Annotated in this window: 16 protein-coding genes and 1 riboswitch; of the genes, 10 read left to right on the top strand and 6 right to left on the bottom strand. The window is 67.0% G+C overall.

Annotated features, from left to right (window positions below; genetic code table 11):
* Positions 1-682: 682 nt before the first annotated feature.
* Positions 683-1,015 carry a cell division protein ZapA gene (locus VFW84_RS12375; protein ID WP_329680766.1) on the bottom strand — a complete coding sequence of 111 codons (333 nt, stop codon included), beginning with the start codon at positions 1,013-1,015 and terminating at the stop codon, positions 683-685.
* Between the two features lie 8 nt (positions 1,016-1,023).
* Positions 1,024-1,257: a cell division protein ZapB gene (locus VFW84_RS12370; protein WP_329680765.1), complete on the bottom strand. Its 234-nt coding sequence runs from the start codon at positions 1,255-1,257 to the stop codon at positions 1,024-1,026.
* Between the two features lie 59 nt (positions 1,258-1,316).
* A riboswitch (cobalamin riboswitch) is annotated at positions 1,317-1,552 on the top strand.
* A 79-nt stretch (positions 1,553-1,631) separates the two neighbouring features.
* Here VFW84_RS12370 and VFW84_RS12365 point away from each other — a divergent pair.
* The 10 genes from VFW84_RS12365 to VFW84_RS12320 are packed head-to-tail and all read left to right on the top strand — an operon-like array spanning position 1,632 to position 11,409.
* Positions 1,632-3,605, top strand: coding sequence for a TonB-dependent receptor (locus VFW84_RS12365; protein ID WP_329680764.1), 1,974 nt, complete (start codon positions 1,632-1,634; stop codon positions 3,603-3,605).
* Between the two features lie 2 nt (positions 3,606-3,607).
* Positions 3,608-4,147, top strand: coding sequence for a bifunctional adenosylcobinamide kinase/adenosylcobinamide-phosphate guanylyltransferase (gene cobU / locus VFW84_RS12360; protein WP_329680763.1), 540 nt, complete (start codon positions 3,608-3,610; stop codon positions 4,145-4,147).
* Complete coding sequence (locus VFW84_RS12355) at positions 4,144-5,037, top strand: helical backbone metal receptor (protein WP_329680762.1); 894 nt, start codon at positions 4,144-4,146, stop codon at positions 5,035-5,037. The genes cobU and VFW84_RS12355 overlap by 4 nt, the downstream gene beginning before the upstream one ends.
* Positions 5,034-6,020: an iron ABC transporter permease gene (locus tag VFW84_RS12350; RefSeq protein WP_329680761.1), complete on the top strand. Its 987-nt coding sequence runs from the start codon at positions 5,034-5,036 to the stop codon at positions 6,018-6,020. Before VFW84_RS12355 ends, VFW84_RS12350 begins: the two co-directional genes overlap by 4 nt.
* Entirely contained in the window at positions 6,017-6,808 is a 792-nt protein-coding gene (locus VFW84_RS12345) for an ABC transporter ATP-binding protein (RefSeq protein ID WP_329680760.1), read from the top strand. The genes VFW84_RS12350 and VFW84_RS12345 overlap by 4 nt, the downstream gene beginning before the upstream one ends.
* A gap of 17 nt (positions 6,809-6,825) precedes the next feature.
* Complete coding sequence (gene cobO / locus VFW84_RS12340) at positions 6,826-7,395, top strand: cob(I)yrinic acid a,c-diamide adenosyltransferase (RefSeq protein ID WP_329680759.1); 570 nt, start codon at positions 6,826-6,828, stop codon at positions 7,393-7,395.
* Entirely contained in the window at positions 7,395-8,918 is a 1,524-nt protein-coding gene (locus VFW84_RS12335; protein WP_329680758.1) for a cobyric acid synthase, read from the top strand. The genes cobO and VFW84_RS12335 overlap by 1 nt, the downstream gene beginning before the upstream one ends.
* Positions 8,911-9,948 (top strand): nicotinate-nucleotide--dimethylbenzimidazole phosphoribosyltransferase, encoded by a 1,038-nt coding sequence (cobT, locus tag VFW84_RS12330; RefSeq protein ID WP_329680757.1) that lies wholly within the window; start codon positions 8,911-8,913, stop codon positions 9,946-9,948. The genes VFW84_RS12335 and cobT overlap by 8 nt, the downstream gene beginning before the upstream one ends.
* 4 nt (positions 9,949-9,952) lie before the next feature.
* Positions 9,953-10,855 carry an adenosylcobinamide-GDP ribazoletransferase gene (locus VFW84_RS12325; RefSeq protein ID WP_329680756.1) on the top strand — a complete coding sequence of 301 codons (903 nt, stop codon included), beginning with the start codon at positions 9,953-9,955 and terminating at the stop codon, positions 10,853-10,855.
* Entirely contained in the window at positions 10,855-11,409 is a 555-nt protein-coding gene (locus VFW84_RS12320; protein WP_329680755.1) for a histidine phosphatase family protein, read from the top strand. Before VFW84_RS12325 ends, VFW84_RS12320 begins: the two co-directional genes overlap by 1 nt.
* On the opposite strand, the gene clsB is transcribed toward VFW84_RS12320, so the two are convergent.
* The 4 genes from clsB to VFW84_RS12300 all read right to left on the bottom strand — a co-directional run.
* The gene (gene clsB / locus VFW84_RS12315) at positions 11,403-12,713 is read right to left on the bottom strand and encodes a cardiolipin synthase ClsB (RefSeq protein WP_329680754.1); all 1,311 of its coding nucleotides are present in this window, start codon (positions 12,711-12,713) and stop codon (positions 11,403-11,405) included. The genes VFW84_RS12320 and clsB overlap by 7 nt on opposite strands.
* Before the next feature lie 29 nt (positions 12,714-12,742).
* Entirely contained in the window at positions 12,743-13,516 is a 774-nt protein-coding gene (locus VFW84_RS12310; protein WP_414638973.1) for an endonuclease/exonuclease/phosphatase family protein, read from the bottom strand.
* A 135-nt stretch (positions 13,517-13,651) separates the two neighbouring features.
* Positions 13,652-14,134, bottom strand: a complete 483-nt coding sequence (gene nudB, locus VFW84_RS12305; RefSeq protein WP_329680752.1) for a dihydroneopterin triphosphate diphosphatase — start codon at positions 14,132-14,134, stop codon at positions 13,652-13,654.
* A 702-nt stretch (positions 14,135-14,836) separates the two neighbouring features.
* Positions 14,837-15,535: amino acid--tRNA ligase-related protein (locus VFW84_RS12300; RefSeq protein ID WP_329680751.1), on the bottom strand; the 699-nt coding region annotated here is incomplete at its 5' end.

Below are 15,535 nucleotides of genomic sequence, written 5' to 3'. Positions count from 1 at the left end.
GCGCTCCTCGGCACCCACAAGGCGCCCTCCCGAAAGCCGGCTCAGCCCTTCTTCGCCCCGCTGGTGGTATGCCGAGACCGTCACGGGGCACGGCTCAAGCGCTTTGAAAGTGAAATTCAGGGCGGCGGATGAATGTGTTGGGAGCGATCAGCACGAAGGCCTGTGTGTTGTTCGACCCTGGTTGCGAAAGCGCAGCGACCATGGCATGCCAGGACGTCCACGCAGGCCACCAGCGGGGCGATCAAAGGGGTGAAGGGGCACGTGGCCGCGTGCCCCTTCACCCCGCGCCCCGCGCTGCACCGAAATAAAGAGATGCTCGATGCATGAACAGCGGCCCCGACATTCCGCGAAGAACCAAAGAAAAGGGCCCGCGCCATCGGCTGCGGGCCCTTTTGCATGGGCATCAGGTGTTCGTCGCGCACCAGTCACCGCACTCCTGAACCCAGGGGATTCAGGTGGGCGAGGTCAGCGGTACTTCGGGTTCATCTGACGCGAGACGATCACACCAGCACAGCAATGTTCCAAGCCCTGGCTCTATGAGCATCGGTTCAAGGAAATATAGGCTTCCGCGAACGCGACGAACAATTTCATTGTAGCGCCGGGAGGGGCCTGTGATGCGACAAGCTGTGTGGCGCTTGAGGCTTTAGTTCGCAGATGGGCCTGCCTTGTGGTCGCCCCGCCATCACAGCAGGTGGCCGTCCTGGTTCAAGGCAGCATCCACGCGCTGGATGAGGCTGTTCATGTACTCGGGCGACAGCTTGTGCGAGCCCTGTTCGTGGTCAGCCTGTGCGCCGGAGGCGACACGCGCCTGCTCTGGCACGGCCGCCAGTTCAAACGCCAGGTTCAAGGCGGCCAGCACGGCGATGCGCTCGCGCGCCTTGAGCTTGCCGGAGTCCCGGATGGCGCACATTTCGCGATCAACGTGGGAGACGGCGTGGCGCAGTTGCTGCTCACCGCCCTCGGGGCACCCCAGCAGATAGCTCTGACCCATGATGGACACTTCGATTTGCTTCATGGCCTGGCTCAGTCCTGCGGCAGGTGATCGGGGGGCGCGTCACCGCTGGTGACGGGGGCGGGCAGCTTGTCGATCAGGGTGTCGATGCGCGAACGCGCGGCCGACAGGCGGGCGCGCAGGGAGTCGCGCTCCTGTGTGATCACATGGAGCTGCTGTTGCAGCAAGGTGTTGGTGCGCTGGAGTTCTTCGTGGCGCAGCAACAGGCGCTCGACGCGCTCGGTCAGGTCTTCGATCCTGGACATGAGGGGGTGCCCTCGCTCCCGTGGGTGGCCTCGGTAGGCGGAATGTCCATTGTAGGCCCGATACAATGGTCGCCGTTGGTGCTCGCGCCGGGGTTCGTCCGGCGTGGTTAAACGGGAAGCAAGAGGGTCTGACGCACCACCGGTGCCAGCCTGACTTGCGCTGCCCCCGCAACGGTCGGCGATCAAGCTCGAAGAGCTTCGCTTGCGTTCTCAGCCACTGGGTGCCTTGAGCCCTGGGAAGGTCTCGCAAGTCGCATCGCCCAGCCCGGATACCGGCCAACAGGGGACGTGCACCGCGCGAGCGTGTGCTCACGTCATATCGCCCATGGCCTGCGGGGAAGCTGGCCGGGGCACCTGTTTGTGTGACTCTCAACATGTTGTTCTTGAACTCGGTGCCTCAGGCACCTGGGGCGCGCCGGTCTGTCACCGGTGCGGTATTGGCGTTGGTGGCTGGCGTGTCCATGCCCTCGCATGCCGAGCAGATGCTCGAGCCTGTGATCGTCACGGCCAGCCGCGTGGCCAGACCTCTGCAGACGGCGCCTGTGGGTGCCACGGTCATCAGCGCAGAGCAGATGGAAAGCGCGGGGGTGGCCGATGCCAATGAGGCCATCCGCAAGCTCGGTGGCGTGGCCAGCAAAAGCGATCTGTACAACGGGCGTGAAAACGCCCTGGATCTGCGCGGGTACGGCGAGACCGCCGGATCCAATATGGTGGTGGTGGTGGATGGCATCCGTGTCAGTGAAAACGAGATGGCCTCCGCCCGTCTGTCGGCGATTCCTCTGGATCAGATCGAGCGCATCGAAATCGTCCGGGGCGGCCACAGCGTGATGTGGGGCGAAGGGGCCTCTGCGGGGGTCATCCACGTGATCCTCAAGCGTGCCCAGAGCGGGCAGACACGCGGGCGCTGGATGGCGGCCGCTGAAAGCTTTGGCGGACATCAGCTTCAGGCCAGTGGGCAATGGGCGCTGGACGATGCCTGGACGCTCGATGGCTCTTTGCTGCGCACCCGCTCCGACGGCTATCGCGACAACAGCGACTACGGTCAGGATGTGGCCAGCCTGGGCGCGCAGTGGCAGCGCGATGGCTGGCGGGTGCGCGCGCACGTGCAACATGAGGATCAGGACGCCCGCCTGCCCGGCAGTCTGTCGCTGACGCAGTTCGCAGCCGATCCGCGTCAAACAATGACACCGGACGATTTCTCGTCCTGGCGTGAAACCCGTTATGCCTTCCATGCCGAGCGGGATTGGGGGACCTGGCTGGCCCAGATCGACCTGGGTCGGCGCGAGCGTGATTCAAGCTACCGCTATGTTTCCTGGGGCGCGGATCTGACCAGCGCCAGTAGCACGCAGACGCAGGTGTCGCCGCGACTGGTTCATCGCGCGGACCTGGGCCAGCTCAAGGCCGTGACGGTGCTGGGTCATGAGAGACAACGCTGGACGTTCGACAAGAACGTCGCCAATGGGCAGGAGACGGCCCGTCAGGACAATACGGCCTGGTTCGTGCACAGCGACCTCTCGGTGGCCAGCGGGACACGGATCATGCTGGGCTGGCGCGAGGAGCGGGTCACCAAGGAAGGCGACTATCCCGGCGCAGGGTATGACTCGCCGGTGCAGTACGCGCGCCGTGATGTGGTCAGGGGGCGCGAGCTGGGCGTCAATCAGACGCTGGCCAAGGGCTGGGATCTGTATGGCCGCGTGGCAGCCTCATATCGCTTACCCAATGTGGATGAGAACCGCCTGACGCCCTCCCTGGGGCCTCTGCGGCCTCAGCGCAACCAGGACAAGGAGCTGGGCCTGAAGTGGGCGCAGGGGCGCGATGCGGCCACACTGCGCTGGTTCACGCAATCGACGGTGGATGAGATCGCGTTCGTGGGCGGCATGGTGTTTGCCAATGCGAACATCGACCCGACACGGCGCCGTGGCGTGGAGCTGGAAGGGCGCTGGAGTCCGGTGACGGCACTGACGCTGTCGGCGACCTGGCAGCAGCTGTCAGCGAAGTACCGCAGCGGGCCGCAGGCCGGCAAGGAAATGGTGCTGGTGGCGCCCCGCACGGCCACGGTGCGCGCGGCCTATCAGTTCAACGCGCAGCACTCGGTGGATGTGGGCGTGCAGTACGCGGCGTCCATGCGTTTCGGGCAGGACACCAACAACCAGTGCGGTCGACGCATCCCCGAGTCGACCTTGCTGGATGCGCGTTATGCGTGGACGGCCCAGGGGTGGACCGTGGCAGTGTCTGGCACGAACCTGAGTGACGAGCAAGGCTACAACTACGCCTACAGCTGCGCGGGGGGGGATGTCTATCCCTTCGCGGGGCGTGCCATCAAGCTGGCCGTGACGCGTCAGTTCTGACCATGAATGGCCACCACGTCATCATCGGCGGTCAGCGCAGCGGCAAGTCCAGGCATGCCGAGCGTCTGGCCTTGAGGTGGCTGGCCTCATCGGCCGGGCGGTCGGTCACGGTGGTGGCCACCGCTCAGGCCGGCGACGAGGAGATGCACCAGCGCATCGAGCGGCACCGGCACGATCGTCCGGCGAGCTTCGAGACCCATGAAGAGGGGCTGCATCTGGGGGCCGCGGTGCGTGCCTTGTCGTCTCCAAACCGCCTCTTGCTGATCGATTGCCTCACCCTGTGGTGGACTCAGATCATGGGGTCCGAGCATGATGTGCAGGCGCTCCGGCTGGACCTGCTGGCCGCATTGGCCCAGGCCCCGGGACCGGTGATCCTGATTTCCAACGAGATCGGTCTGGGGGTGATCCCCATGGGGGCCGATGTGCGTGCCTTCGTGGACGAGCTGGGACGGCTCCATCAGGAGGTCACCCAGCGCTGTGAGCGGATCACCTGGATGGTGGCCGGTCAACCCTTCACTCAGTTGGTGGAGCGGTGGGCATGACGGCGGCGCGTGTGTGGGCCCTGTGGTGGTGGATGTGTCTGGGTGTGTGGGCAGGGGTGGGTGGCGTAGCTCATGCGGGCCCAGTGCGCCTGGTCGATGACCGGGGAGGCGTGGTCACTCTGTCCAGGCCGCCGGTGCGCATCGTGTCGCTTCTGCCATCTCTGACCGAGACCGTGTGTGACCTAGGGGCCTGCGAGCGCATCGTGGCCACCGATCGCTGGTCCAACTGGCCCGAGCGCGTGCGTGGCTTGCCCAAGCTGGGTGGGCTGGATGATCCGAATGTGGAGATGATCGTGGCGCAGCGTCCGGATCTGGTCCTGGTGGCACCCGCCTCGCGCCTGGCGCAGCGTTTACGCGGCCTGGGTCTGACCGTGGCCGAATTCGATGCCCGCGATGTGCATGAGATGCAGCGTGTGATGGCACATGTCGCGATCCTGCTGGGGCAGCCTGAACGCGCGGCGCAGCGCTGGACGGCCCTGCAGGCTGAGATTGCCTCGGCCAAAACCCTGCTGGGTGGGCGTGGCTCCGGCGCCCGCGTTTATTTCGAGGTCAGCAGCACGCCTTTTGCGGCGGGTGAGTCTTCCTTCATCGGGCAATTGCTGACACAGCTGGGTGCGCGCAATGTGGTGCCGGCCTCGCTGGGGCCTTTTCCCAAGTTGAATCCCGAGTTTGTCGTCAAGGCCGATCCTGATCTGATCATGGTGTCCGCCCAGGATGCGGCGTCCCTGGCGCAACGTCCAGGTTGGGCTGGCATGTCGGCCCTGCGTCATCGGCGGGTGTGTGCCTTGAGCCCCGTGCAGGTCGATGTGCTGGCGCGCCCCGGGCCCCGCCTGGGGCAGGCGGCGCGTGTGCTGGCGCAGTGCCTGAGTCTGGTGGAGCGTGAGCGATGAGTCGCCCCTGGATCTGGGGCCTGTGTGTGGTTGTGGCACTGCTGTTGGGGGTGCTGGGACTGGGCGTGGGCAGCACTGGCTGGCAGTCACCCTGGACCATGGGGGGCGCCACGAGCGACCCGATGGCGGCCGAGATCCTGTGGGGCATCCGGGCACCGCGCACGGTGGGGGCGGGCCTGGTCGGTGCCTTGCTGGGGCTGGCGGGGGCCGTGGCTCAGGGCCTGTTTCGCAACCCGCTGGCCGAACCTTATTTGCTGGGCAGCTCGGCAGGGGCCGGGCTGTGCATGGCGGTCTTGTTGACGGTGGGCCTGCCCTGGATGGTCGCCGAGGGCTGGTGGGCCCGCGTCGGGCTGACCGGTGCGGCGTTTGTCGGCGCGCTCGCGGGGGTCGGGCTGACCTTGTTGCTGGCGCGCGGCGCGGTGCACACCATGCGCCTGTTGCTGTCGGGAGTGGTGGTCGGCGTGGTGCTGGGGGCTTTGACGCAGTTGCTGATGGTGTGGTCGGGCGAGGCCTGGCGTGTGATGCAGGCCTTCATGCTGGGCAACACGGCCCTGCTGGGCTGGCAGGCCTGCGGTGTGATGGCTTTGGTGCTGTCTGTGAGCTTGCCTGTCGGGTTGTTGCTGGCACGTGTGCTCGACGCCCTGAGCCTGGGCGAGGACACGGCACGGACCCTGGGCGTGCCACTGGGTCTGACCCGGTTCGCTCTGGTGGCCGTGATGGCTCTGGCCACGGCCGCTGCTGTGGCGCAGGCCGGGCTGGTGGCGTTTGTCGGCTTGGTGTCACCTCATCTGGTGCGGCCCTGGGTGGGCGCCAGCCATCGCCAACTCTTGCTCGGTGCCAGCCTGATGGGGGCCGTGCTGTTGATGGCGGCCGATGTGATGGCCCGCTGGCTGCTGGCGCCCCAGGAGTTGCCGGTCGGGGTGCTCACTGCCGTGCTGGGTGGGGTCTACCTGCTGCTCGTGTTGCACCGGAGGCTGCCATGAACGCTGCGTTCCGCATGCCGCTCATGGCCGAGGTGCACGACCTGTCGGTGCGCCTGGGGTCGCAACAGGTGCTTCAGGGCCTGAACCTGTCTCTGCGGGGTGGGCAATGGCTGGCCATCGTGGGGCCCAATGGCGCCGGCAAGTCGACCCTCCTGCGTTGCCTGGCGGGCCTGACCCGTCCGGCTTCGGGCCAGGTGCGCTGGTGCGACGAGGCCGCGGCGCCCGGTCTGCTGGGCGCTCGCCTGCCTCGCTGCGCCTGGCTGGGGCAGAACCCGGCGGGCGACGAGGCCATGAGCGTCGAGGACACCGTGGCCCTGGGCCGGCTGCCGCACCAGGGCTGGCTGGGCTGGCCCCGGGATTCGGTGGCCGACCGTCAGGCCATTGCCCAGGCCTTGCAGGACACCGACATGAGCTGGGCGGCTCAGCGTGCCTTGGGGGCCCTGTCCGGCGGCGAGCGCCAGCGGGTGAGCCTGGCGCGCGCGCTGGCCGTGCAGGCCCCCGTGCTGCTGCTGGACGAGCCCGTCTCGCATCTGGATGCGCCCCATCAACGCCTGATCGCCCGCGTGCTCCAGCGCGAGGCGGCGCTGGGGCGTTGCGTGGTGAGTGTCCTGCATGAATTGCCCCTGGCCCTGTGCGCCGATCGCCTACTTGTCATTCAGGCCGGGCGCGTCGTGGCCGAAGGCTCACGCGACGACGAGCGGGTCCACCGTGCCATTGAACACATCTTCGATCAGGCGCTTGCCATCAGCCGTGTCAACGGCCAATGGACCGCCGTGCCTTGCCTTTGAACGGATACTGCATCACCATGGACATTCAAAACCCACCGACCGAAGCGCCCCAGCAGCGCGAGCATGCCGAGCGGCGCGGCCTGCTCATCGTCAACACCGGCGACGGCAAAGGCAAGAGCACGGCCGCCTTCGGCCTGGCCTTGCGCGCGCATGGCCGTGGCAAGCCGGTCAAGATCTACCAGTTCATGAAGGTGCCCAGCGCACGCTTCGGTGAACACCGCACCTTCGAGAAACTGGGCATCCCCATCGAGGGGCTGGGCGACGGCTTCAGCTGGAAGAGCAAGGATCTGGAACACTCGGCCGAGCTGGCCCGTCAGGGCTGGGCCCGCGCGGCGCAGGCCATCACCAGTGGTGAGTATTTTCTGGTGGTGCTCGATGAGATGACCTACCCGCTGATCTACGGCTGGGTGCCCCTGGACGAGGTGGTTCAGACGCTGAAACATCGACCACGCGAGGTGCATGTGGTGATCACCGGGCGCGATTGCCCTGCCGAGATCGTGGCGATCGCCGACACCGTGAGCGAGGTGTGCAAGGTCAAGCACGCCTACGAGGCCGGCATCCCGGCGCAGCGCGGCATCGAGGACTGATGAGCATGGCCACCCGCGCACGTGCCGTCATGGTGCTGGGCACCACGAGTGGCGCGGGCAAGAGCTGGCTGGCCACCGCTTTGTGCCGCTGGTACGCCCGCCAGGGGCTGCGTGTGGCGCCGTTCAAAGCGCAGAACATGAGCAACAACGCGCGGGTGGTGCCCGGCCCCCAGGGCTTGCCGGGCGAGATCGGCTCTGCGCAATATTTTCAGGCCGTGGCGGCGCGCGTGCGGCCGGATGTGCGCATGAACCCCGTGCTGCTCAAGCCCGAGAGCGACACCGCCAGCCAGGTGGTCGTCATGGGGCAGGTGCGGCGCGACTACGGTGCCATGCCGTGGCGTGAGCGCAGCGAGCAGCTCTGGCCCCACGCCCGTGCGGCCCTGGACGAACTGATGGCCGAGTTCGATGTGGTGGTGATCGAGGGGGCCGGCTCGCCCGCCGAGATCAATCTGCAACACTGCGATTTCGTCAACATGCGCACGGCGCTGCATGTCAATGCAGCCTGCCTGCTCGTGACCGACATCGATCGGGGAGGGGCCTTTGCGCACCTGTTCGGCACCCATCAGCTCTTGCCTCCAGACGAACGTCGCCTGATCCGGGGCTTCGTGCTCAATCGATTCCGTGGCGACGAGCGCTTGCTGGCCCCCGGTCCCGAGCAGTTGCAGGCGCTGACGGGGGTGCCGACCGTGGCGGTGATCCCCATGAGGCGGGGGCATGGCCTGCCCGAAGAGGACGGCCTGCACGATGAGGCCATGGCCGTGGAGGCCCCTGTCGATCAGGTCCTGCGGGTCGCGGTGCTGGCGCCGCCGCGCATCAGCAACCTCGACGAGTTCCAGGGCCTGCGCCAGTGGCCCCATGTGCGCCTGGTCTGGGCCCGGCAGGCCCGCGATCTGATTGATGTGGACTGGGTGATCCTGCCAGGCTCCAAACACACCACCAGTGATCTGGCCTGGCTGCGCGCTCAGGGCCTGGATCTGGCGGTGCTGGCCCACGCGAGGCAGGGTCGACGGGTGCTGGGCATCTGCGGCGGCCTGCAGATGCTGGGGGAGCGCATCCTGGATCCCCACGGGGTTGAAAGCGAGGTGCCGGACACGACGGGACTGGGCCTGCTGGCGCTGGAGACCACCTTCGATTTGGACAAGACCTTGCAGCTCACCCAGACCCGCTTCAGCGATGACCTGGGCCCCTGGCAGGCCTTGGCGGGTGTGGCTTTTGACGCCTACGAGATTCACCATGGCCGCACGACCGTGAGTGCGCACGGTGCGGACACCCAGGCGGTGCTGCTCAATGAACAGGGCGAGGCGCTGGGCTGGCGACAAGGCTCGGTGCTGGGCCTGTACGCGCATGGCCTGCTCGAAGACCCCCGCGTGGTGCAGGCCCTGTTCGGGGCTCAGACACGCACGCTGGATGAAGTGATGGACGGCCTGGCCGATCTGATCGATGCCCGCTTTTCGCCGGGTGTATTGCAGGGCTTGCTGCACAACTCGCCTGATGGATGTTTTCAAGGACGAAGCCATGACTGAATCGATGGCCCTGGATGATCTGCGCAATGAGGCCTTGACCCGCCAGTTGCAGCACACGCTGGACCACAAGACCAAACCTCTGGGGGCCCTGGGCGTCCTGGAAGGCCTGGCGCTGAAGCTGGGCCAGATCCTGGGCAGCACGGCGCCCCGGTTGCAGCAACCCCAGATGGTGGTGTTTGCGGCCGACCACGGCCTGGCGGCACGTGGGGTGTCGGCCTATCCGGGCGATGTGACCTGGCAAATGGTGCACAACTTCCTGTCCGGTGGCGCGGCGGTCGGTGTGCTGGCCCGGCAGCATGGGCTGAGCCTGACCGTGGTGGATGCGGGGGTGCGGCATGACTTCGAGCCCCAGGCTGGCTTGCAGATCCGCAAGATCGGGCTGGGCACGGCTGACAGCCTGGACGGGCCCGCCATGAGCGACCAGGATTGCGAGCGGGCGATCCAGCAAGGGCGTGAGGTGGTGCGCAGTCTGCCTGGCAATGCCATCTTGTTCGGCGAGATGGGCATCGGCAACACCTCGGCGGCGTCCATGCTGCTGTCGCGGCTGACCGGGCTGCCCATCGAATCCGTGACAGGGCGGGGGACCGGCCTGGATGATGAGGGCTTGCAACGCAAGCAGGGCATCCTGCAACAGGTGCTGACCCGCCACGCGGATGCGCGCACGCCCTTGGCGGCCCTCGCGGCCCTGGGGGGCTTCGAGATCGCCATGATGGTGGGAGCCATGTTGCAGGCGGCACAGGAGCGCCGCGTGATCGTGGTCGATGGCTTCATCGTGGGCAGCGCGCTGCTGGTGGCGCATGCGCTGCAGCCTCATGTGCTCCAGCGCTGTGTGTTTGCGCACCAGTCGGGCGAGCCAGGGCACGAGAAGCTGCTGCGGCATCTCCAGGCCCAGCCCCTGCTGACCTGGCAGATGCGTCTGGGCGAAGGCTCGGGCGCGGCCCTGGCCTGGCCCCTGATCGAGTCGGCCTGCCGCATCCTGTGCGAGATGGCCAGCTTCGAGTCCGCTGGCGTCAGCCAGCAGGTGAGCTGAGTCCATGGGCCTCCTGCAAGGCGCCCGGGCCCGACTCGTGCTGGAGCTGAGGCTGTTCTTCACGGCCTTGCAGTTCTTCACCCGCTTGCCGGTGCCGGCCTGGGTGGGGTATCAGCCCGAGTGGATGCATCAGAGTGCACGCTATTACCCCCTGGTGGGTGCGGTCGTGGGCGCACTGGCTTCGGTGGTGCTGCTGGCAGCCAGTCTGTGGTGGCCACCGCTGGTGGCGGTGATGCTGAGCATGGTCGCCTCGATCTGGGTGACCGGCGCCTTCCATGAAGACGGCTGGGCCGACACCTGCGATGCCCTGGGCGGCCATGTCAGCCGTGAGCGAGCCCTGCTCATCATGAAGGACTCGCGCATCGGCAGCTACGGCTCGGTGGGCCTGATCCTGATGCTGGGCCTCAAGGCGGCGGTCCTCAGTGCGCTGGTGGGGCCCCAGCTCCATGAGCTCAATCAGGCACAACTCAGCCACGTTCACCAGGTCTTGCTGGGCTGGACCGTGATGGCGCTGGGGTGGTGCCATGTCAGCTCACGTCTGGTGCCGGTCTGGTTGATCCGCCTGCTGCCCTATGCCGGTGACATCGAGCATGCCAAGGCCAAACCCATGTCCACCCAGGTGAGCTGGTCCGGCACGCTGGTGGCCACCCTGGTGTGGGCTCTGCTGACCCTGGGCTTGATCGCCTGGATCATGCATGTGGGTTGGCCAGTGGAGACCTTGCTGAGGGCGCTGGCCTGGGGTACAGGTGCTACCGTGCTGAGCCTGCTGCTGTGTCGACGCTGGCTGAACACGCGGCTGGGTGGCTACACCGGCGACACCCTGGGCGCCAGCCAGCAGCTCAGCGAGCTGGCGGGCCTGCTGGCCTGGCTGGCGGTGGTGCATCCCGTGACCTGGGTGCAGTGGTGATGGCCAGCATGATGGCGCCCGTGCTGGCCTGGCGGCACCCTCGCCCTGACGGTGTGGCGGGGCGCTGTATTGGCCGCAGCGATGTGCGGGTGGACCCGCGCAAGGTGCGGCGCCTGGCCAGGCGCATCGAGCGCCACGCCCGTCGGCATGGCATGCCTCGGGTGGTGTGCACATCGACCCTGTGGCGTTGCCAGGCCGTGGGCCGCTGCCTGCGTCGCCGGGGGTGGGCGCACCATGTGGATCCTGCGCTGTGTGAGATGGATTTCGGGCGTTGGGATGGGCGTGCCTGGTGCGACATTCCCTGGGACGAGGTCCAGGCCTGGGGTGATGACTTTGTCGACCACGCGCCCGGTGGTGGCGAAAGCCTGCGCCAGATGCTGCAGCGGGTGGCCGCCTGGGTGCCGCCCGTGCCGGGCTGCGCGGTGGTGGCCCATGGCGGCTGGATGCTGTGCCGACGCTGGCACCATCAGCATGGCCCCGACCACCTGCCGCGGTCGGCCGCCGACTGGCCCCAGGCGCCGGCCTACGGGCAAGGCTGGTCGCTGCCTCAATAGCGACGCACGATGCCGGCCAGGCGCAGATAGGTCTTGGCACACCAGGCCACGAAGGCCCGCGTGAGGCGTGATCGGGACGAGACCGTCGAGCCGAACACGGGTGGGGGGACTTCCCGGCTGCGCGAGAAATCCTGGCTCAGGGCCTGGTTGACCGTGTGGGCAAAGCCCCGGTCACGCACGATCAGATTGGCTTCCAGGTTGAGCAGCAGAGACAGAGGGTCCAGATTGGACGAGCCCACGGTGGCCCATTCGCCGTCCACACACAGCACCTTGGCATGCAGCCAGGCCGTGTGGTACTCAAAGATGCGCACTCCATGCTGCTGCAGCTCGCCATACAGCACGCGGGCGGCCAGGCCGGCGATGGGGTAGTCCACCTTGCCCTGCAGCAGCAGGCGCACCCGCACGCCCCGCCCGGCGGCTTGCCGCAAGGCCCGGCGCAGGGCCCGACCGGGATAGAAATAAGGGGTGACGATGTCCACCGTGGCACGTGCCTGGTGGATGGCCTGCTGAGCGGCGCGTTCGATGGTGCGGCGCTGGCGCAGATTGTCCCGCAGCACGAAGGCTGCCCGCATGGGCTGGCGCACGCCCGTGCTGCTGACCACCTGACTGTGCTCGGCAGGCGTCAGGCGCAGCCGTGCTTCCTGCCAGAGCTGGCGCAGCCGCCGCAACCGTGCAGGGTCGCGCACCCAGTCCGAGAGATCGTCCCGCCAGTCCCGGCCCAGCATGGCCCGTGTCCACATGGCCCGCGCGGTGTGCAGCGCCGGCGTCACGGCAGGCCCGCGGAACTGCACGGCGTAGTCCAGACGAGGCTCACTCGACCAGCCGTGGCTGAGATCGTAGTGATCGTCGATGAGGTTGATGCCCCCGGTGAAGGCCAGCTCCTGATCAATCACGCACAGCTTGACGTGCATGCGCCGCCAGATCGAGCGGTCCCACAGGGCCGTCCACAGACGCCCCAGCGGACGGTAGATGGCCACCTGGACCCCGCGGTCACGCAGGCCCAGCCAGACCGACGCCGGCACCAGCCGTGACCCCAGTCCATCGACCACCAGATGGACTTCCACGCCGCGTTGTGCAGCGCGGCCGAGGGCCTCCAGCACCTGGGTGGCCATGCCTTGGTCGGACACCAGATAGGTGGCCATCCAGACACTGTGCTGCGCGTCATCGATGGCCCGGATCTGGGCTGCGAACAGCTCGGTGGCACCGCGCAACAGGCGCACCTGGTTGCCCCCGGTGAACACTGGCTTGCGCTGGGCATACCAGGCCAGGGACAGGGCTCGTTGAGGATCGTTTTCAAAGGGCATCGTGCACGATCGACGGCCGGGCGGATGGCTCAGCGTCCCGAGTGGACGCTCTCGCCCAGCTCGAACTCGGCGACCAGTGGCAGGTGGTCGGACATGCGAGCCCAGGCCCCACCCCTTGGCACCATGATGTTCTGGCAGTGCAGGCCCCGCGTGTAGACGCGATCGAGCGCGAGCACCGGCACCCGTGAAGGGAAGGTGGCCGCGCGCGGGGTGTCCAGGGTGCTGGCGCGGGTCAGGCCGGCGGGCACGAGGATGTCGTCCAGGGCCTCGTTCCAGTCATTGAAATCCCCGGCCACGATCACCGGCGCGTGCGCTGGCAGGTGCTGGCTCACCAGATGGGCCACGCGTTCGGTCTGGCGCACCCGGCTGGCGTTGATCAAGCCCAGGTGCACCACCACCACATGCACTTCGATGCCGCGCCAGTTGACGGGCACATGCAGCAGGCCACGTTGTTCGAAGCGGTGGTCGGACACATCATGGTGACCCACGTCGCCCAGGGGCCAGCGCGAGAGCAGGGCATTGCCGTGCTCGCCATGGCGGGTGACGGCATTGGTGCGGTAGGCCACGTCATAGCCTTCTGGCGCCAGGAACTCGGCCTGTGGCTGGGCCGGCCAGCTCCAGTGGCCGAACTGGGTGTGCGAGAAGGTGCGGGCTTCGGCATGATTGAAGTGGCGCACCTCCTGCAGGCAGACGATGTCGGCATCCAGCGCTTCGACCGCCAGACCCAGGTTGTGGATCTCCAGTCGCTTGGTGGGGCCCACGCCACGGACACCCTTGTGGATGTTGTAGGTGGCCACTCTCAGACCACGGGTCGACAGCGTCGACGGAGGAAGCAGTGACGAGTGAAGCGGATTGTGCACGGCAGCCTGTGTACTTCAGCACCGCATGGGCGGCGATGGTTCAAGCATATCCCCAGCCTCTGGCTTGCAGACCTGTCGTTAACGCCTCTCGTTCCCGCTAAATCGTGGCAGTTGCAGGATGGCCTCGGCGTTCGATGGTGAAAAACAACGGTCGGCGGCTTCTTGCCAGGGCAACCACAGGTAGTCGGTGTGTTCGCGTGGGGCCAGGGTGATGGGGGTGCTGCGGGGGATGCACAGCCCGAACACGCGCTCGGTGTTGTGGGTCACGCCGGGGGCGTAGCGGTGGCGCCAGACGGGATAGATCTCGTAGATGTTCTCGATGGCCCAGTCACGCAGGGCATCGAGCGGAATGTCGGGCGAGCCGACGGTGATGCCGGTTTCTTCCTGCACTTCGCGGATGGCGGTGGCCTGCCAGGGTTCGTCCTGGTGGTCCTTTGATCCGGTCACGCTCTGCCAGAAGCCAGGCTGCTGGGCGCGTTCGATCAGCAGCACCTCGTGCTCGGGGGTGTGGATGACGACGAGGACAGACTGCGGGATCTTGTGGGGCTTGGCATCGCTCATGGGCGACAGTGTGGCATGACGGGGTTCTGGCGTTTTGTCGGGGCAGCGTGGGGCGCGGGCCGAGGGGGCCTCTGGCCGGGCTTCACGGGGGCGGTCCCGCTGTCGCGGGACACACCTGCGCTGCTCGCGTCGAGGTGGCGTCGGGGAACTCGCTACTCGCCCTGCAGGCGATCCGCTCAGACAACCCCGACGAGTCAGTTGTTGAAGCGCGCTGCGCGCGCCCACCTCGACACTGTGCTGCTCGGCGCCCCCGAGGCGCCCGGCCAGAGACCCCCTCGGCCCTTCATCGCCCCACTGGTGGCGGGCGACGAGACCGATGAGCGATGCCAGCAGTGACGCGCTTGTTGAGCCGATGGCTGTGTGTGATCACGCCAGTCGTCGCATGACTCGAGCCCTGGGGCCTATGCATGCCACCAGCAGGGCGACCAAGGGCGGAGGGGGCCTGTAGGACGGGCGCCTGAGTGGGTGCTGGAGGCGCGCAGGCGGGAGGCAGGCGTGCGCAGCACGCATCAAGCTCAAACTCGTTGGCGTTGTTTGAGCGAAGAGCCCGAAGGGCGCGCAGCGAGTTCGCCAACGCTGCCTCCTGTCGAGCACCGCAAGGCAGTCCCGCGCAGCGGGACCACCCACTTGAAGCCCGGCCTACAGGCTCCCGCCGACCCAGCCCTGCGCTCTCACTTCAACGCACAGGAGCCAACCAGAAAATCAGCCCTGAGCCGGCGCCGCCACACCCACATTGCGCAAGCGGATGTGCAACTCACGCAATTGCTTCTCGTCGACGTTGGACGGAGCACCCGTCAGCAGACACTGGGCACGTTGCGTCTTGGGGAATGCGATCACGTCGCGGATGGACTCGGCTTTGGTCATCAGGGTCACCAGACGGTCCAGACCGAAGGCCAGACCACCGTGCGGAGGCGCACCATATTGCAGCGCATCCAGCAGGAAGCCGAACTTGACCTTGGCGTCTTCTTCGCTGATGTTCAGGGCACTGAACACCTTGGACTGCACATCGGCACGGTGGATACGGATCGAGCCACCACCCAGCTCCCAGCCGTTGAGCACCATGTCATAGGCCTTGGCAATGCACTTGCCCGGATCCGTGTCCATGAAGTCCTCGTGGCCATCCTTCGGTGCCGTGAAGGGATGGTGCACGGCGTTCCAGCGCTCGGACTCGTCGTCGTACTCGAACATCGGGAAGTCCACCACCCACAGCGGTGCCCAGCGGTCCTCGAACAGACCGGCCTTCTTGCCGAAGTCGGAATGGCCCACCTTCAGGCGCAGCGCACCGATCGCGTCGTTGACGATCTTTTCCTTGTCGGCGCCGAAGAAGATCAGGTCGCCATCCTTGGCGCCCGTGCGCTCCAGGATCTTGGCAATGGCGGCATCGTGCAGGTTCTTGACGAT

The organism is Aquabacterium sp. (genome assembly GCF_036279655.1).
Taxonomy (GTDB): domain Bacteria; phylum Pseudomonadota; class Gammaproteobacteria; order Burkholderiales; family Burkholderiaceae_C; genus Aquabacterium.
Note: the sequence above shows the minus strand (reverse complement) of the source record. Positions and strands in the feature narration are given on the sequence as shown.